Here is a 13,890-nt window from a genome sequence, read left to right as displayed (position 1 = left end):
GGCGCGGGGCCGGGCGCGCCTGCGAAGATGAGCGTCATGACGATTTCGCTGCCGATCGACGCCGAGGCCAACAAGCTGCTCTCCACCAACCCGCTGGCCCTGCTCATCGGCATGACGCTCGACCAGCAGATCCCGCTGGAGAAGGCGTTCACGTCGCCGTGGGTGCTGGCTCAGCGGCTCGGTCACGCCTACACGGCCGAGGAGCTCGCCGACTACGATCCCGACGCGCTCATCGCGATCTTCGCCGAGCCGCCGGCGCTGCACCGTTTCCCCAAGGCGATGGCCGGCCGGGTGCAGGAGGTCTGCCGGGCGCTCGTCGACCGCTACGACGGCGACGCCGCCAACCTCTGGGCCGGCGTCGACAGTGGCGCCGAGCTGGTCAAGCGGGTCGCGTCGCTGCCCGGCTTCGGCAAGCAGAAGTCCCAGATCTTCGTCGCGCTGCTGGGCAAGCAGTACGGCGTCCAGCCGGCCGGGTGGCGTGAGGCCGCCGGTGCCTACGGTGCCGAGGGCTCGCACAAGTCGGTCGCCGACATCGTCGACGCCGAATCCCTGGGCAAGGTCCGCGCGTACAAGAAAGAGATGAAGGCCGCCGCCAAGGCGAAGTAGAGATCGACTTGCGTCTTTGCGCCGGGTCCCTGGGCGGAGGGCGGCCATCGGTGCCATGATGGGGGGTCGATCGGAGACCCCATCGTGAAGAAGCAGCCGGTTCTGATCACCGACGCCGCCCGCAGCCAGGACGACCAATACCGCAGTCGCCAGGTCCGCTACGTGACCATGATGTCGCTCCGCGCCGCGTGCCTCGTCCTCGGCGCGATCCTGGTCAGCGTCCGCCCCCCACTGCTGGCCCTCTGGCTGGTGCTGTGCGCGGCCGGCATGGTCTTCCTGCCCTGGGCGGCCGTGCTCATCGCCAACGACCGCCCCGCCAAGACCAAGGCCGAGCGCGCCGCCGCCGCGGCGCAGGCCGCGAAACCGCAGGCGACCCTGCCGCAGCACAGCGCCGACGACGTCGAATACCTGACCATCGACGTCGAACCCACCGGCGACGGCGCGCGCTGGGTGCCGGCCGAGCCCCGTCAGCCCGAGAAGGGATGACGCGGACGGGCACCGACCTGCCCCACCGCCTCGGCGCCGAGCTGCGACCCGGCCCGCAGCGCCGCCTCCGGGTCCGCTCCGGCGCACCAGGCCGCTAGCAGGCCGGCCGCGAAGGCGTCGCCCGCTCCCGTCGGATCCTTCATCTCGCGCACCTGCTCGGGCGCGACCGACCACAGCCGGCCGTCGCGGGACGCCCAGGTCGCCCCGGCCGCGCCCCGCTTCACGACGGCGTTGCGCGCGTGCTCCGTGAGCCGGCGCGCCTGCTCCTCCGCCGTGCCCGGACCGGCGAGCACGTCGGCCTCGTCGGCGTTGCACAGCAGCACGTCGGTGTCCCGTACCCAAGCCAGGAAAGCGCCGGCACCCACCGACCGCAACGGCGCCGCCGAGGCCGCGTCGACGCTCGTCGTCAGGCCCGACCCGGCGGCTGTACGCAGGGCCGCGAGGCCCGCCGGCCGCGACTCCGCGTGCAGCAGCGGATAGCCCGACAGATGCAGGTGCGCGGCCGGAGTCTCGAGCGCGGCGCGCACGTCGTCGGCGCCGAGCAGCAGCGCGGCGCCCCGGTCCGTGATCATCGTGCGCTCCTGTGGACCGGCCAGCACCACGACGCTCCCGGTCGAGGCCCCTTCCTGGGTACGCACAGCGCACCGCACCCCGGCCGCGGTCAGCTCGGCCACCCGCTCGCGTCCCGCGGGATCGTCGCCGACCGCGGCGACCAGGGTGACGTCACGGCCGGCGCGGGCCAGCCAGGCCGCCGTGTTCGCGGCCTGGCCACCCCCGCTCACGGTGATCGACGCGCCGGTGTCCGAGCCGATCGCGATCGGGCCGGTGTGCACCACCAGGACGTCGGTGACCAGATCGCCGACGACGACGATCACGCTTGGACGGCGAATCCGAGCGGGGCCGGCGACCCGGCGGTCGCGACGGCGATCTTCGCGGCCAGCTCGGCGTTGCGCAGGATGATGCGCACGTTCACCGCCAGGCTCTGGCCCTGAGTGCTCTCGTGGAAGTGTCCCAGCAGGAACGGGGTGACCGCCTTGCCAGTGATGTGGTCGCGGGCCAGCAGCTCGAGGCCCTCGGCCAGGGTGCGGTCGTGCAGCTCCGGGTCGAGCTGCTCGTCGGTGGGCAGCGGGTTGGCCAGGATCAGCGCGCCGGCGCCGACGTTCTGGTCGGCCCGGGCCCGGATGACGTCGGCGACCTGCTCGGGGGAGTCGAGCTCCCAGTCGATGTCGAAGCCGCCGTCGGTGATGAAGAAGCCCGGAAAGCGCTTGGTGCGGTAGCCGGCCACGGCGACGCCCAGGGTCTCCAGGCGTTCCAGCGTGGCGCCCACGTCGAGGATCGACTTCACGCCGGCGCAGACCACGACGATCGGGGTGTTCGACAGCGTGGTCAGGTCGGCCGACTCGTCGAAGGTGACATTCGCCTCACGGTGCACGCCGCCCAGCCCGCCCGTGGCGAAGACGCCGATGCCAGCGGCCGCGGCGACCGCGCTGGTCGCGGCGACCGTGGTGGCGCCGTCGGCACGGCGGGCCGCGGCCACCGCCAGGTCGCGCACCGACAGCTTGGCGACGCCCTGCGCCAGCGCCAGCTGCTCGATCTGGGCGTCGTCGAGGCCGACGATCAGCTCGCCGCCGATCATGCCGATGGTGGCGGGCACGGCGCCCTGGTCACGCACGGTCTGCTCGATCTCGCGGGCCACGCGGAGGTTGTCCGGGTGCGGCAGCCCGTGCGAGATGATGGTGCTCTCCAGCGCGACCACCGGCCGGCCGTCCCGGCGGGCACGGGTCACGTGCTCGCCGTATCGAATCGCGAAGTCAGTCACGCACCTACCGTACGGCTTTGATCGTTGGACCCGTCCCGAGGTTGCTGTCACACTTGCGGGTTGGAGCTTTGTTCTCGCCACCGCAGGTCGGGGGGCACCGGCGGCGACCACGAACCGAAGGGCAGATTCACGTGAGCACCCAGATCCTGGAGCGTCCGGAGACCAAGGACGCCGACACCGGGCCGGAGATGTTCCACTACGTACGCAAAGAGAAGATCGCCGAGAGTGCCGTGATGGGCACCTTCGTGGTCGCGCTGTGCGGCGAGAAGTTCCCGGTGACCAAGTCGCCGAAGCCCGGCTCGCCGGTGTGCCCGCAGTGCAAGGAGATCTACGAAGCGATGACTCACTGAACGAGGGCATGCTCGCCGCCGACCTGGTCGGTGTCGCCGTCTTCGCCGCGTCGGGCGCCTCGGCCGGAGTGCTGAAGCGCCTCGACCTCTTCGGCGTCGCGTTCGTCGGCTTCCTCGCCGCCCTCGGCGGTGGCATCGTGCGCGACCTCGTGATCGGCGCCGTGCCGCCGCTCGCGTTCGCCGACTGGCGATACGCCGTGACCGCGGTGGCGGCCTCCCTCGGCGTGTTCTGGTTCCACCCCCAGCTCTCCCGGCTGCGCCGGCCCGTCCTCGTGCTGGACGCGGCCGGGCTCGGCCTGTTCACCGTCACCGGCACGCTCAAGGCGCTCGACGCCGGCGTGCCGGCGGTGGGCTCCTGCCTGATCGGCATGCTCACCGCCATCGGCGGCGGGCTCGCCCGCGACCTGCTCACCGGGGAGATCCCGGTAGTCCTCCGGCGGGAGATCTACGCCGTCGTGGCCCTGGCCGGCGCGATTATTGTCACGATTCTGCGGGGCCTGGGGCACGCCTCGTTCTGGTGGCTGGCCGCCGCGGCCCTGTTCATCACGGGTGTCCGGCTCGTCGCGCTGTATCGGCGCTGGTCGGCTCCGGTAGCGGCGCCCTAGGGCCTTCCGCGGCTATGCTGATTGGCGCCTCCGGCTCTCGTGACCGGGGGTTCGTTGTTTGTATGAGGGGACCGTTCGAGCTTTGAGCCCGCCACTGCCGAGCCTGGAAACCTTCCCTTCCCTGCGTGACTGGCAGCGCAAGGCCCTGGTGACCTACCTGCGCCGCCGCAGCGAGGACTTCATGGCGGTGGCCACGCCGGGCGCCGGCAAGACCACCTTCGCCCTGCGGATCGCGGCCGAGCTGCTCGCCGACCGCACGGTCGAGGCGGTCACCGTCGTCTGCCCCACCGAGCACCTGAAGGCCCAGTGGGCGGCCGCGGCGGGCCGGGTCGGCATCCAGCTCGACCACCGCTTCCGCAACTCCGAGATCCACTCGTCGGCCGACTTCCACGGGGCGGTCCTCACGTACGCCCAGGTCGGTATGGCCCCGGCCGTGCACCGCCGGCGCACGATGACCCGGCGCACCCTGGTGATCCTCGACGAGATCCACCACGCCGGCGACTCGCGCAGCTGGGGCGACGGCGTCAAGGCCGCCTTCGAGCCGGCGGTACGGCGCCTCATGCTCACCGGAACGCCCTTCCGCTCCGACGAGAATCCGATCCCCTTCGTGCAGTACGAGCGCGGCGAGGACGGTCTCCAGCGGTCCCGGGCCGACTCGGTGTACGGCTACGCCGACGCCCTGCGCGACCGGGTCGTGCGGCCGGTGCTCTTCATGGCCTACTCGGGCGAGACCCGGTGGCGCACGAACGCGGGCGACGAGCTGGCCGCCCGCCTCGGCGAGCCGATGACCAAGGACCTGATCGCCCAGGCGTGGCGCACGGCGCTCGACCACCGGGGCGACTGGATGCCCCAGGTGCTGCGCGCCGCCGACGCCCGCCTGACAAAGCTCCGCGAGCACGGCATGACCGACGCCGGCGGCCTGATCATCGCGAGCGACCAGCAGACCGCCCGGGCGTACGCGAAGCTCATCGGCGAGATCAGCGGTGAGCAGGCCACTGTCGTGCTCTCCGACGACGAGGGCGCCTCGGGCCGCATCGCGTCGTTCGCGGCCTCCCAGCAGCGATGGCTGGTCGCGGTCCGCATGGTGTCGGAGGGCGTCGACATCCCGCGCCTCGCCGTGGGGGTGTACGCGACGAGCGCCTCCACGCCGCTCTACTTCGCCCAGGCCATCGGCCGCTTCGTGCGCGCCCGGCGTGAGGGCGAGACGGCGACGGTGTTCCTGCCGAGCGTGCCCCACCTGCTCGGGCTGGCCAGCGAGATGGAGGCCCAGCGCGACCACATCCTGGGGGCGAAGAAGGAGAAGGACGGCCTCGACGACGACCTGCTCGAGCGGGCCCAGCGCGAGGAGAGCGCCGAGGGCGAGCTGGAGAAGCAGTTCGAGGCGCTGGGCGCGACGGCGGAGCTCGACCAGGTCATCTACGACGGCACGTCCTTCGGCATGGGTGCCCGCACGGGCACGGCCGAGGAAGCGGACTACCTGGGCCTGCCGGGCCTGCTGACGCCCGACGAGGTGTCGCTGCTGCTGACGAAGAGGCAGCAGGAGCAGATGGCGGCCCAGCAGAGGCTCGACAAGCAGAAAGCCGCCGACCAGGTGCCGGCCCAGCGCGAGGCGCCGCCACCGCCGATGACGGCCGGGGAGCGGCGCAACAGCCTCCGGCGGCAGCTGAACACCCTGGTGGCGGCGCACCACCACCGCACCAACCTGCCGCACGGCAAGATCCACGCCGAGTTGCGCCGCCTCTGCGGCGGCCCGCCGAGCGCCCAGGCCACGATCGAGCAGTTGGAGGAGCGGATCGCCACGATCCAGACGCTCTGACCCAAGCCGGCGTCATCGTGTTAAGTCCTCTTGACGTCAAGAGGACTTAACACGAGAATGGACGCATGGTTCTCGACAGGGTCGTGCGGTGGAATCTTGATCTCGATGGCGATCTCTATGGCGACGAGCGTGAGCGCTACCGGTGGTATGAGGGCATTGCCACGGCCGCCTCGCTGCAGTGGCTGGCGATCCCGTGGGCCGCGGCGATCATGGTGTGGCCGCTGGGCAAGCCGGCGGTGCTGCCGCTCGCCGTGGTCTTGGTGCTGCTCTACGTCCCGACGCTCCTCAGCACGGTCTACGTGCGCCGTCGCCGGGTCGACACCGCTCCGCGCTCCTGGAACGCCAAGCGGGTGTTCCTCACCCTCGCGAGCGGCACGCCGGCGGCGGTGTTCCTGATCGGCTCGCTCTACGTCTACGACCCGCAGGGGGCCACGTGGCGCGGTGCGGCGTTCGGTGGCGTCTTCGGCGCTCTCGCGGGCCTGGTGGCACAGGTGGTGGAGACCCGTCGCCGGCGGCGCCGTGAGGCCGCCCTGGCGCTGGCCGGGGACGACGACTGATGGCGCCGGCGGGCCCGGTGCGTGCTCCGGAGGCGGGTGGCGCCGCGGGCATGCGCATCCGGGCCGCGCGCAAGGAGGCCGGCCTGACCCAGCAGGGGCTCTCGGCGGCCGTCCAGGTGAGCCGCCAGACCATCATCGCCATGGAGACGGGCGACTACGCCCCGTCGGTCTACCTCGCGCTGAAGGTCGCCAAGGCCCTCAACACGTCCGTGGAGCGCCTCTGGGGCGACGACGTTCCCCCACCGGCCCCGGCCTGACCTCGGCGCGCCAGAGGGCGCTGAGGCCGCCAGAGGGCGTGGGCGTGGGCGTGGGGCTTGCAGCTTGGGCTAGCGGCGTGTGCGTGCGCGTCGGCCTCTGCGCGTGGCGGGGGCCAGCGGCGCGTGGTGCCTGCCCGGTCGGCTGGAAGCACGGGAAGGGGCGCCCCACACCGTGGGCGCCCCTTTCAAGTCCGTTCGGGGGGAATCGGATCTTTAGTTGGAGTTAGACATCATGTCCGCGCCGCGCCACGTGAACTCCGGATCCGCCGCGTACTGCACTGCGATCTTCACCAGGTCTTCGGCGTACCGGTTGGCGTGGTGTCCGCAGAACACCAGCTCACCGCCACCAGCCAGGGTCAAACGGAGCTTTCCGGCTGCATTGCAGCGGTCGCACCGTTCATCGGCTGCGGTGCCGGCCACACTATCCGCCGGCGGCGTGAGAGTCGGGGTCATCGCCTTCCTCCTCTGTTCGAACCGATGAACACGTTCCTCGGCTACTGCTCACCATCGTGCAACACCCTGCACCGTTGCAGCCTTCCCACTGTGCCCCGGGGGGACCGAGGTCACACGTGCTGGGCTAAGTGTGCCGTGATCCAAGGGTGCCACGTCAACGATCACTTCGACACAACGGTCTGATCACCACCCGTTGATGTACGGGTGGTGATCATTCGGGCACGCGCTGTTGACTTCGCGCCTTAGTCCAGGTAGTCGCGGAGTACCTGAGAGCGGGACGGGTGTCGCAATTTCGACATCGTCTTGGACTCGATCTGACGAATCCGCTCACGGGTGACCCCGTACACCTGGCCGATCTCGTCGAGCGTGCGGGGCTGGCCGTCGGTGAGGCCGAACCGCAGCCGCACGACACCCGCCTCGCGCTCGGAGAGCGTCTGGAGCACCTGCTGGAGCTGGTCCTGCAGGAGCGAGAACGAGACCGCGTCGACCGCGACGACCGCCTCGGAGTCCTCGATGAAGTCGCCGAGCTGGCTGTCGCCCTCGTCGCCGATCGTCTGGTCCAGCGAGATGGGCTCCCGAGCGTACTGCTGGATCTCCAGCACCTTTTCGGGCGTGATGTCCATCTCCTTGGCCAGCTCCTCCGGGGTGGGCTCGCGGCCCAGGTCCTGGAGCAGCTCGCGCTGGATGCGGCCGAGCTTGTTGATGACCTCGACCATGTGCACCGGGATGCGGATGGTGCGGGCCTGGTCGGCCATCGCGCGGGTGATCGCCTGCCGGATCCACCAGGTGGCGTACGTCGAGAACTTGTAGCCCTTGGTGTAGTCGAACTTCTCGACCGCGCGGATCAGACCCAGGTTGCCCTCCTGGATCAGGTCGAGGAACGCCATGCCCCGGCCCGTGTAGCGCTTGGCCAGCGAGACCACGAGGCGGAGGTTGGCCTCCAGCAGGTGGTTCTTGGCGCGCTCGCCGTCACGGCCGATCCAGCGGAGGTCGCGCTCCATGTTGCGCTCGAGCTTCTCCTCGCCCTCCTCGCAGGCCCGCAGGCGCTCGGCGGCGTAGAGGCCGGCCTCGATCCGCTTGGCGAGCTCGACCTCCTGCTCGGCGTTGAGCAGCGGGACCTTGCCGATCTGCTTGAGGTAGGCGCGGACCGAGTCGGCCGACGCGGTGAGCTCGGCGTCGCGGCGCGCCTGCTTGAGCGCCTCGGACTCCTCGTCGTCCCACTCGAAGTCGCCGTCGGTGGCCGAGCTGGCGGCGTCGGTGGCGGCGGCCTCGACCATGGCGGCCGGCTCGTCGACGACCACGTCCTCGATCTCGGCGGCGAGCTCCTCGGGATCGATCTCCTCGCCGTCGCCGGGGCCGTCCTGCCCGGGGGCGGCGGCCTTGGCGGGAGCGGCCTTCTTGCCGGGGGCGGCCTTGGCGGGCGCCGCCTTCTTGGCCGCGGCCTTCTTGGCGGGCGCGGCACCCTCCGCCGCGGCCGGGGCGCCGGCGGCGGGGGAGGCGGCGGCGGCCGCCTGCTTCGGGGCCGCGGGCGCCTTGCGGGCGGGAGCGGCCTTGGCGGTGGTGGCCTTGGAGGCCGGGGTGGCGGCGCGGGCCGCGGCGACCTTGCGACGGGTGGTCGCGGAGCCGTCGACGACGACCGTGACGGCGGCGTCGACGAGACCGCGAAGAATCTTCTTGGCCTGGGCCGGATTCACCCCGGCGGACTCGAGCGTTCGCGCGACCTCGGCCGACGTGATTTGCCCGCCCGCGCCCTGGGCATGAGCGATCAGGGCCTCGGTGAGGGAGCGAACGTCGGCACCGTTCTGGTGGGCTTCTGTCACGAAAGACCTTCCGGAGGCGATGAGGTTGAGCACGGCCATGAGCCCAGCACAGCGCACGGCGAGGAGGCTGGCCGGTGTTGGTGTGGGGACCCCCGGGACGCGGCACCTCGATGGTCTTGGTGTCCGCGAAGCGGTGGGTAGGCGTGAATTGTAGCGCCGTCCTGCGAGATCCTCCCGTTGCAGCACGCCGCCAGGGGCCGCCGACCTCGCCGAAGACCCTCGGCGCGAGAATGGTATCGGCGGAAAGGGCGAAAAGGTGAGCGAGTTTCGGGCGACTTCGGCGGCGGATGAGGCGGCGGGCGAGGCCGCGGACGGGGCGGCGGGGGAGACGGCAGCGGGGGCATCGACGCCCGGCGCTCTGCTGGAGATCGCGGTCGGCCTGGCCCGTGAGGCGGCGGCCACGGCGCGCCGGCTCCGGGCCGAGGCGATCGCCGACGTCGAGACCAAGAGCACCGCGACGGACGTGGTGACGGCGGCCGACAAGGCGGTGGAACGCCAGGTCATCGAGGCCCTGCGGCGCCTGCGCCCGGGCGACGGCGTGCTCGGCGAGGAGTACGGGGAGGCGGCCGGCGAGACCTCCGGCAGCGCGGCCGGCGAGAAGCACGGCGGCGCGGCGGGCGAGGAGCATGGCGCGGCGGCCGGCGGCGGCGCGGTCCGCTGGATCCTCGACCCGATCGACGGCACGGTCAATTACTTGTACGGGCTGCCGCAGTACGCGGTCTCCTTGGCGGCCGAGGCCGGCGGCGAGGTGGTCGCCGGTGTGGTGATCAACGCGGCCACCGGGGACGAGTGGACCGCGTACCTGGGCGGCGGGGCCTACCGGGGCGAGCGGCGCCTGCGGAAGGTGACCGGGCCCGTCGAGCTGAGCCAGACCCTGGTCGGCACCGGCTTCGGCTACGACGCCCGGCGGCGGGCCCATCAGGGCCGCGTGCTGGCCGGGTTGATCACCCGGGTGCGGGACATCCGCCGGTTCGGCGCGGCGGCGCTCGACCTGTGCGCGGTCGCCGAGGGCACCCTCGACGCGTACTTCGAGAAGGGCCTCAACCCGTGGGACCACGCCGCGGGCGGCCTGATCGCCCGGGAGGCCGGCGTGATCGTGGCCGGCCTGGACGGCGCGCCGCCCGGCCTCGACATGGTCGTCGCGGCCCCGCCGGCCATCTTCCAGCCCCTGCACGACGCGCTGGTGGAGCTGGACGCGGCCGGCGGCCCCTGAGAAAGGGAGCGGCCGCCGAGGAAGAGATCAGGAGTCGTCGTCGGACTTCTTGAGGCAGGCGCCCGGCGGCACCGTGGGCTCGCCCACCTCGACCAGGGACTGGTTGACCTCGGTCGTGGTGGCGAGCTGACGGAACTCGTTGCCGATCACGATGTCGATCACCGCGCCCTTGCGCTTGGCGTTGTACGACATCTTGGACTGGGCGAGGAAGTACGCGCGGAGCAGCTGCGCCTTGCCGACGGCGTCCGGACCGTACCGGATCTCGGCCACGCCCTTGTACTTCGTCTTGCTCTCGGCCGGCTTCTGCACCGTGAAGCGCCTGTTCTTGAACTCCGTGGTCACGCTGTCGGCCAGGCCCGTCGTGTTGGTCCCGTTGAAGACCTTGACAGTGACCTCGGCCGGGTCGTCGGGGAGCCGCGTGTCGACCATGGGGGCGCCCTCCGGGCAACCCGCCCCGCTCGTGGCTCCCCCCTGGGAGTCCTGGACGAGCGCCACGATGACGAAGACGACCGCGGCCACGGCGAGGACGCCGACGACGACGAGCGCTCGTACGCGCGCAAAACTCATGGGGCTGGCTCCAGAGATCCGGGGTGTCGCGCCCGCCGGGGTAGGAGCGGGACCTGTCGGAAGGTTAGCGTCTGTGCGCCAGGCATGCGGAAACAGGGAATACTTCCGGCGCGCCGACGATGATCGAGACGCTTGTACCCCTACCTTGATGTCGCCTCGGTCACATCGGGAACAATGGCGTGCCCGTGCGCGTACAACACTGCCGCATCAGCGGTATGGTTCCGCGCTCGCCGGGGCAGGTTTCAAGTGTTGGGGGCAGTGTCAGAAATCGTCCGGCGGAACCGGGAACCGAAACAACGTCCTTGACGTTACTAACGCCAAGTGACACATCGATACAGGAGAGTGAAAACCGATGGCCACCGACTACGACGCCCCGCGTCGCGATGAGGTCGACCTCGGCGAGGACAGCCTCGAGGAGCTGAAGTCCCGCCGCGCCGACTCGCAGTCGGGCGCAGTGGACGTCGACGAGGTCGAGGTGGCGGAGAGCTTCGAGCTTCCCGGCGCCGACCTTGCCGACGAGGAGCTCACCGTCAAGGTTCTGCCGATGCAGACCGACGAGTTCCGCTGTGCTCGCTGCTTCCTCGTGCACCACCGCAGCCAGCTGGCGACGGAGCGCAACGGGGAACTGATCTGCCGCGAGTGTGCCTGACCCGGCACTCGCGCGCAGCGCGTCACACCCGGCCGCACGGAGGCGGTCGGGATTGAGGCCGTTGCCCGGTTTGACGGGGGGTCGACACCGGGCATCACGATGACATCAGCAGCCTCGGCCGACGGCGGGAGGACGACGATGAGCTCCGAGCAGTCCGTTCCGGACGTAGCGCAGGACATAGCGAACGATCCCGCCGAGAATCCGGCGCAGACGGCAGCCGATGTCGAGTTGAGCAAGACAGTCGCCGCACTGACCGCCGACGATCTGGAGCCCGAGGGGCGGAGGCAACTCCTCGGCAGGCTCGTCGGCGACGTGCGGCGGCGGGGACTGGGCCAGGTGTTCCGGCCCAAGGCGGCGATCCGCTGGATGGCGGACGTGGTCGCCGACGTCGCCCCGCACGTGCCCGTGCGCGACCTGGCGACCCTGCGCCGGCACTATCCCGGGCTGAGCGACGACGACCTGGCCGACCGCCTGATCCGTAACGCCGCGCGCGCGACGGCGGGCGTGGGTGCGGCCGGCGGAGGCGTCGCGACGGTGGAGTGGGTCGCCACCCCGACCCTGCTCTCGGCCCCGGTGCTGCTGGCCGCCGAGACGGTCGCCGTGGTGGCGATCGAGATGAAGCTGATCGGCGAGCTGCACGAGGTGTACGGGCAGCCGATCCCGGGCTCGTTCGGGCAGAAGGCCGTGGCGCTCGTGCAGGGCTGGACCGACCAGCGTGGCGTGAATCCGCTGGTGCCCGGTGTCGGCGTGGCCACCGTGCTCGGCACGGCCGCGCGCCGCGAGCTCCAGCAGAGCCTGCTCAAGCGCTTCGGCCGCCACCTGACCATGTTCGGCCCGTTCCTCACCGGCGCGGCGGTGGCCGGGTACCTGAACCGCCGGGCGACCAGGACCGTGGGCGAGCGCGTACAGAAGGATCTTCAGAAGAAGCGGCACAAGGTGATCGACGCGGCCTAGCGGCGCGCCTCGAGCAGCGCGGTGGCCAGCTCGACGGGGCGGCGGGTGCTGATCACCCAGTAGGGCGTGGGGTCGTCCGGGTCGTTGAGCAGCACCTGCACGGCCGGGCCGATCCACGGGCGCTGGATCACGAAGGCGAGCGGGTGCGCCCCGATGCCCAGCGCCTCCTTCTTGCCCTCGGCGTCGAGCGCGACGACGTCGGCGATGAACTCCACGGGCAGCCGCGCGTCGTCCACCCGGAGCTCGCCGCCGGAGACCTCGATCGTGATCCGGCCTATCCAGATCATGACGGCGACGGTGGCCGGCGTCAGCGCGGCGAAGGGAACCCAGATGGGCAGCGACGCGAACCCGAGAGTGATCTCCACCCCGAGGATCACCACGACCAGCAGCGCGACCGGCCACATCCACCACTTGAGCGTGAGGCGCTCGCGGTAACTGGTGGGCGCGGTGGTGCGGGCGGGAGACTCCGGTGTCACCCTGGAAGGGTACGGCGCGCCTCCGCGACCGGGCACGGCAGGATGGCAGGGTGGCGCTTGCCCGACGCAGCCGCCCGCCGCCGCACGAGTGAGGAACCTCTGCCTTGACCGATGTAGTCATCCGGATCCGCCGGATCGACCCCGACCTGCCGCTGCCGGCGTACGCGCATCCCGGCGACGCCGGGGCCGACCTGGTCGCCGCCGAGGACGCCGAGCTCGCCCCGGGCGCCCGCAAGGCAGTCCGCACCGGCATCGCGGTGGCCATCCCGGACGGCTACGTGGGCCTGGTCCATCCCCGCTCGGGCCTGGCCGCGCGCCTCGGTGTGACCGTGCTGAACGCGCCCGGTACGGTCGACGCCGGCTACCGCGGCGAAGTTCTGGTGATCCTGGTGAACCACGACCGGTCCAACCCGGTCAAGATCTCTCGCGGCGACCGCATCGCCCAGCTGGTGGTCCAGCGGGTCGAGCGAGCCGCGTTCCACGAGGTCGACGAGCTCGACGACACCGCTCGCGGTGCCGGCGGGCACGGCTCGACCGGTGGGCACTCAGCTTTGAAGACGGAAGGTGGCAGTGATGTTCTCCCGTAAGCGCGGCGGCCCCAAGCACGTGCGTGCGACCGACGCGCCGCCCTCGGCAGCGCTCGCGCAGAGCCTCGCCGCGGACGACGAGCCGCCGGCGCCCGAGCGCGGTCCCTGGGACCAAAAGCACGCCCCCGAGGGGGTGCAGCGCCTCGACCTCGGCAGCCTGCTGATCCCGGCGGTCGACGGCGTCGAGGTGCGCGTGCAGGCCAACCCGGACGGCGCGGTCGAGCAGATCGTGCTGGTCGACGGCGAGAGCGCGCTGCAGCTCGGCGTGTTCGCGGCGCCGCGTACCGAAGGCATCTGGGACGAGGTCCGCGAGGAGATCGCGCAGGCGATGACCGCCGACGGCGTGTCGCCCCGCGAGATCGCCGGGCCGTACGGCACCGAGCTGGCCGCCCGGGTGAACACTCCGGAGGGCCCGGCGGACGTCCGGTTCGTCGGCGTGGACGGTCCCCGCTGGATGGTCCGGGCGCTCTACCAGGGCGCGGCCGCGGCCGACCCGTCCCGCGAGGGCCGGCTCGGCGAGGTGCTCACCGGTCTGGTGGTCGTCCGTGACCAGGAGGCCCGCCCGGTGCGCGAGGCGTTGCCGCTGCGCTTGCCCAAGGAGATGACCGAGCAGGCCGCCGCGGCACAGGAGGCTCAGGCGAACGGCCACCAGGCGCAGTAGGGGTCGTGACCGGG

General features: G+C 71.7%; 18 protein-coding genes. 12 read left to right on the top strand and 6 right to left on the bottom strand.

Going from position 1 to position 13,890, the window contains the following annotated elements; genetic code table 11:
• The first annotated feature begins 36 nt into the window (after positions 1-36).
• Positions 37-606, top strand: coding sequence for an HhH-GPD-type base excision DNA repair protein (locus Ade02nite_RS02850; protein WP_203759897.1), 570 nt, complete (start codon positions 37-39; stop codon positions 604-606).
• A gap of 84 nt (positions 607-690) precedes the next feature.
• Positions 691-1,092 (top strand): DUF3099 domain-containing protein, encoded by a 402-nt coding sequence (locus tag Ade02nite_RS02845; RefSeq protein ID WP_203759896.1) that lies wholly within the window; start codon positions 691-693, stop codon positions 1,090-1,092.
• Here Ade02nite_RS02845 and Ade02nite_RS02840 read toward each other — a convergent pair.
• The gene (locus Ade02nite_RS02840) at positions 1,074-1,982 is read right to left on the bottom strand and encodes a carbohydrate kinase family protein (protein WP_379035335.1); all 909 of its coding nucleotides are present in this window, start codon (positions 1,980-1,982) and stop codon (positions 1,074-1,076) included. The two genes, Ade02nite_RS02845 and Ade02nite_RS02840, sit on opposite strands and share 19 nt — an antisense overlap.
• Positions 1,964-2,911 (bottom strand): pseudouridine-5'-phosphate glycosidase, encoded by a 948-nt coding sequence (locus tag Ade02nite_RS02835; protein ID WP_203759895.1) that lies wholly within the window; start codon positions 2,909-2,911, stop codon positions 1,964-1,966. Before Ade02nite_RS02835 ends, Ade02nite_RS02840 begins: the two co-directional genes overlap by 19 nt.
• Before the next feature lie 125 nt (positions 2,912-3,036).
• On the opposite strand from Ade02nite_RS02835, the gene Ade02nite_RS02830 reads away from it, so the two are divergent.
• From Ade02nite_RS02830 to Ade02nite_RS02810, 5 genes are all read left to right on the top strand, one after another.
• On the top strand, positions 3,037-3,261 hold the full coding sequence (locus tag Ade02nite_RS02830; RefSeq protein WP_203759923.1) for a DUF3039 domain-containing protein: 225 nt from the start codon (positions 3,037-3,039) through the stop codon (positions 3,259-3,261).
• Positions 3,262-3,269: 8 nt separating this feature from the next.
• Positions 3,270-3,866: a trimeric intracellular cation channel family protein gene (locus Ade02nite_RS02825; RefSeq protein ID WP_203759894.1), complete on the top strand. Its 597-nt coding sequence runs from the start codon at positions 3,270-3,272 to the stop codon at positions 3,864-3,866.
• An 82-nt stretch (positions 3,867-3,948) separates the two neighbouring features.
• Positions 3,949-5,682: a DEAD/DEAH box helicase gene (locus Ade02nite_RS02820; protein WP_203759893.1), complete on the top strand. Its 1,734-nt coding sequence runs from the start codon at positions 3,949-3,951 to the stop codon at positions 5,680-5,682.
• 65 nt (positions 5,683-5,747) lie between these two features.
• On the top strand, positions 5,748-6,239 hold the full coding sequence (locus Ade02nite_RS02815; RefSeq protein WP_203759892.1) for a hypothetical protein: 492 nt from the start codon (positions 5,748-5,750) through the stop codon (positions 6,237-6,239).
• A complete protein-coding gene (locus Ade02nite_RS02810) occupies positions 6,239-6,496 on the top strand; it encodes a helix-turn-helix transcriptional regulator (RefSeq protein WP_203759891.1) in 258 nt (85 codons plus the stop codon). Before Ade02nite_RS02815 ends, Ade02nite_RS02810 begins: the two co-directional genes overlap by 1 nt.
• A 213-nt stretch (positions 6,497-6,709) precedes the next feature.
• On the opposite strand, the gene Ade02nite_RS02805 is transcribed toward Ade02nite_RS02810, so the two are convergent.
• Positions 6,710-6,949: a DUF7455 domain-containing protein gene (locus Ade02nite_RS02805; protein WP_203759890.1), complete on the bottom strand. Its 240-nt coding sequence runs from the start codon at positions 6,947-6,949 to the stop codon at positions 6,710-6,712.
• 242 nt (positions 6,950-7,191) lie between these two features.
• Positions 7,192-8,808 (bottom strand): RNA polymerase sigma factor, encoded by a 1,617-nt coding sequence (locus Ade02nite_RS02800; RefSeq protein ID WP_203759889.1) that lies wholly within the window; start codon positions 8,806-8,808, stop codon positions 7,192-7,194.
• 319 nt (positions 8,809-9,127) lie between these two features.
• On the opposite strand from Ade02nite_RS02800, the gene Ade02nite_RS02795 reads away from it, so the two are divergent.
• Positions 9,128-9,982 (top strand): inositol monophosphatase family protein, encoded by an 855-nt coding sequence (locus Ade02nite_RS02795; RefSeq protein ID WP_203759922.1) that lies wholly within the window; start codon positions 9,128-9,130, stop codon positions 9,980-9,982.
• Positions 9,983-10,009: 27 nt separating this feature from the next.
• Here the strand turns inward: Ade02nite_RS02795 and Ade02nite_RS02790 are convergent, their stop codons facing one another.
• Entirely contained in the window at positions 10,010-10,549 is a 540-nt protein-coding gene (locus Ade02nite_RS02790; protein WP_203759888.1) for a LytR C-terminal domain-containing protein, read from the bottom strand.
• A 352-nt stretch (positions 10,550-10,901) separates the two neighbouring features.
• On the opposite strand from Ade02nite_RS02790, the gene Ade02nite_RS02785 reads away from it, so the two are divergent.
• The gene (locus Ade02nite_RS02785) at positions 10,902-11,198 is read left to right on the top strand and encodes a DUF4193 domain-containing protein (RefSeq protein WP_097322121.1); all 297 of its coding nucleotides are present in this window, start codon (positions 10,902-10,904) and stop codon (positions 11,196-11,198) included.
• A 138-nt stretch (positions 11,199-11,336) separates the two neighbouring features.
• Complete coding sequence (locus Ade02nite_RS02780; protein ID WP_239168474.1) at positions 11,337-12,152, top strand: hypothetical protein; 816 nt, start codon at positions 11,337-11,339, stop codon at positions 12,150-12,152.
• On the opposite strand, the gene Ade02nite_RS02775 is transcribed toward Ade02nite_RS02780, so the two are convergent.
• On the bottom strand, positions 12,149-12,628 hold the full coding sequence (locus Ade02nite_RS02775; RefSeq protein ID WP_203759887.1) for a DUF3093 domain-containing protein: 480 nt from the start codon (positions 12,626-12,628) through the stop codon (positions 12,149-12,151). The two genes, Ade02nite_RS02780 and Ade02nite_RS02775, sit on opposite strands and share 4 nt — an antisense overlap.
• 104 nt (positions 12,629-12,732) lie before the next feature.
• Between Ade02nite_RS02775 and dut the strand changes: the two genes are divergently transcribed.
• Together dut and Ade02nite_RS02765 are read left to right on the top strand one after the other, a co-directional pair.
• Positions 12,733-13,215: a dUTP diphosphatase gene (gene dut / locus Ade02nite_RS02770; RefSeq protein ID WP_203759886.1), complete on the top strand. Its 483-nt coding sequence runs from the start codon at positions 12,733-12,735 to the stop codon at positions 13,213-13,215.
• Entirely contained in the window at positions 13,202-13,876 is a 675-nt protein-coding gene (locus tag Ade02nite_RS02765; protein ID WP_203759885.1) for a DUF3710 domain-containing protein, read from the top strand. Before dut ends, Ade02nite_RS02765 begins: the two co-directional genes overlap by 14 nt.
• The last annotated feature ends 14 nt before the right edge of the window (positions 13,877-13,890 follow it).

It is taken from the genome of Paractinoplanes deccanensis (genome assembly GCF_016862115.1).
Lineage (GTDB): Bacteria > Actinomycetota > Actinomycetes > Mycobacteriales > Micromonosporaceae > Actinoplanes > Actinoplanes deccanensis.
Note: the sequence above shows the minus strand (reverse complement) of the source record. Positions and strands in the feature narration are given on the sequence as shown.

Excerpts from the sequence above, each read along its gene's own strand:
- Ade02nite_RS02850 (WP_203759897.1), top strand. The coding sequence starts at position 37 with ATGACGATTTCGCTGCCGATCGACGCCGAGGCCAACAAGCTGCTCTCC.
- Ade02nite_RS02825 (WP_203759894.1), top strand. The coding sequence starts at position 3,270 with ATGCTCGCCGCCGACCTGGTCGGTGTCGCCGTCTTCGCCGCGTCGGGC.
- Ade02nite_RS02815 (WP_203759892.1), top strand. The coding sequence starts at position 5,748 with ATGGTTCTCGACAGGGTCGTGCGGTGGAATCTTGATCTCGATGGCGAT.
- Ade02nite_RS02810 (WP_203759891.1), top strand. The coding sequence starts at position 6,239 with ATGGCGCCGGCGGGCCCGGTGCGTGCTCCGGAGGCGGGTGGCGCCGCG.
- Ade02nite_RS02805 (WP_203759890.1), bottom strand. The coding sequence starts at position 6,949 with ATGACCCCGACTCTCACGCCGCCGGCGGATAGTGTGGCCGGCACCGCA.
- Ade02nite_RS02800 (WP_203759889.1), bottom strand. The coding sequence starts at position 8,808 with ATGGCCGTGCTCAACCTCATCGCCTCCGGAAGGTCTTTCGTGACAGAA.
- Ade02nite_RS02790 (WP_203759888.1), bottom strand. The coding sequence starts at position 10,549 with ATGAGTTTTGCGCGCGTACGAGCGCTCGTCGTCGTCGGCGTCCTCGCC.
- Ade02nite_RS02785 (WP_097322121.1), top strand. The coding sequence starts at position 10,902 with ATGGCCACCGACTACGACGCCCCGCGTCGCGATGAGGTCGACCTCGGC.
- Ade02nite_RS02780 (WP_239168474.1), top strand. The coding sequence starts at position 11,337 with ATGAGCTCCGAGCAGTCCGTTCCGGACGTAGCGCAGGACATAGCGAAC.
- Ade02nite_RS02765 (WP_203759885.1), top strand. The coding sequence starts at position 13,202 with ATGTTCTCCCGTAAGCGCGGCGGCCCCAAGCACGTGCGTGCGACCGAC.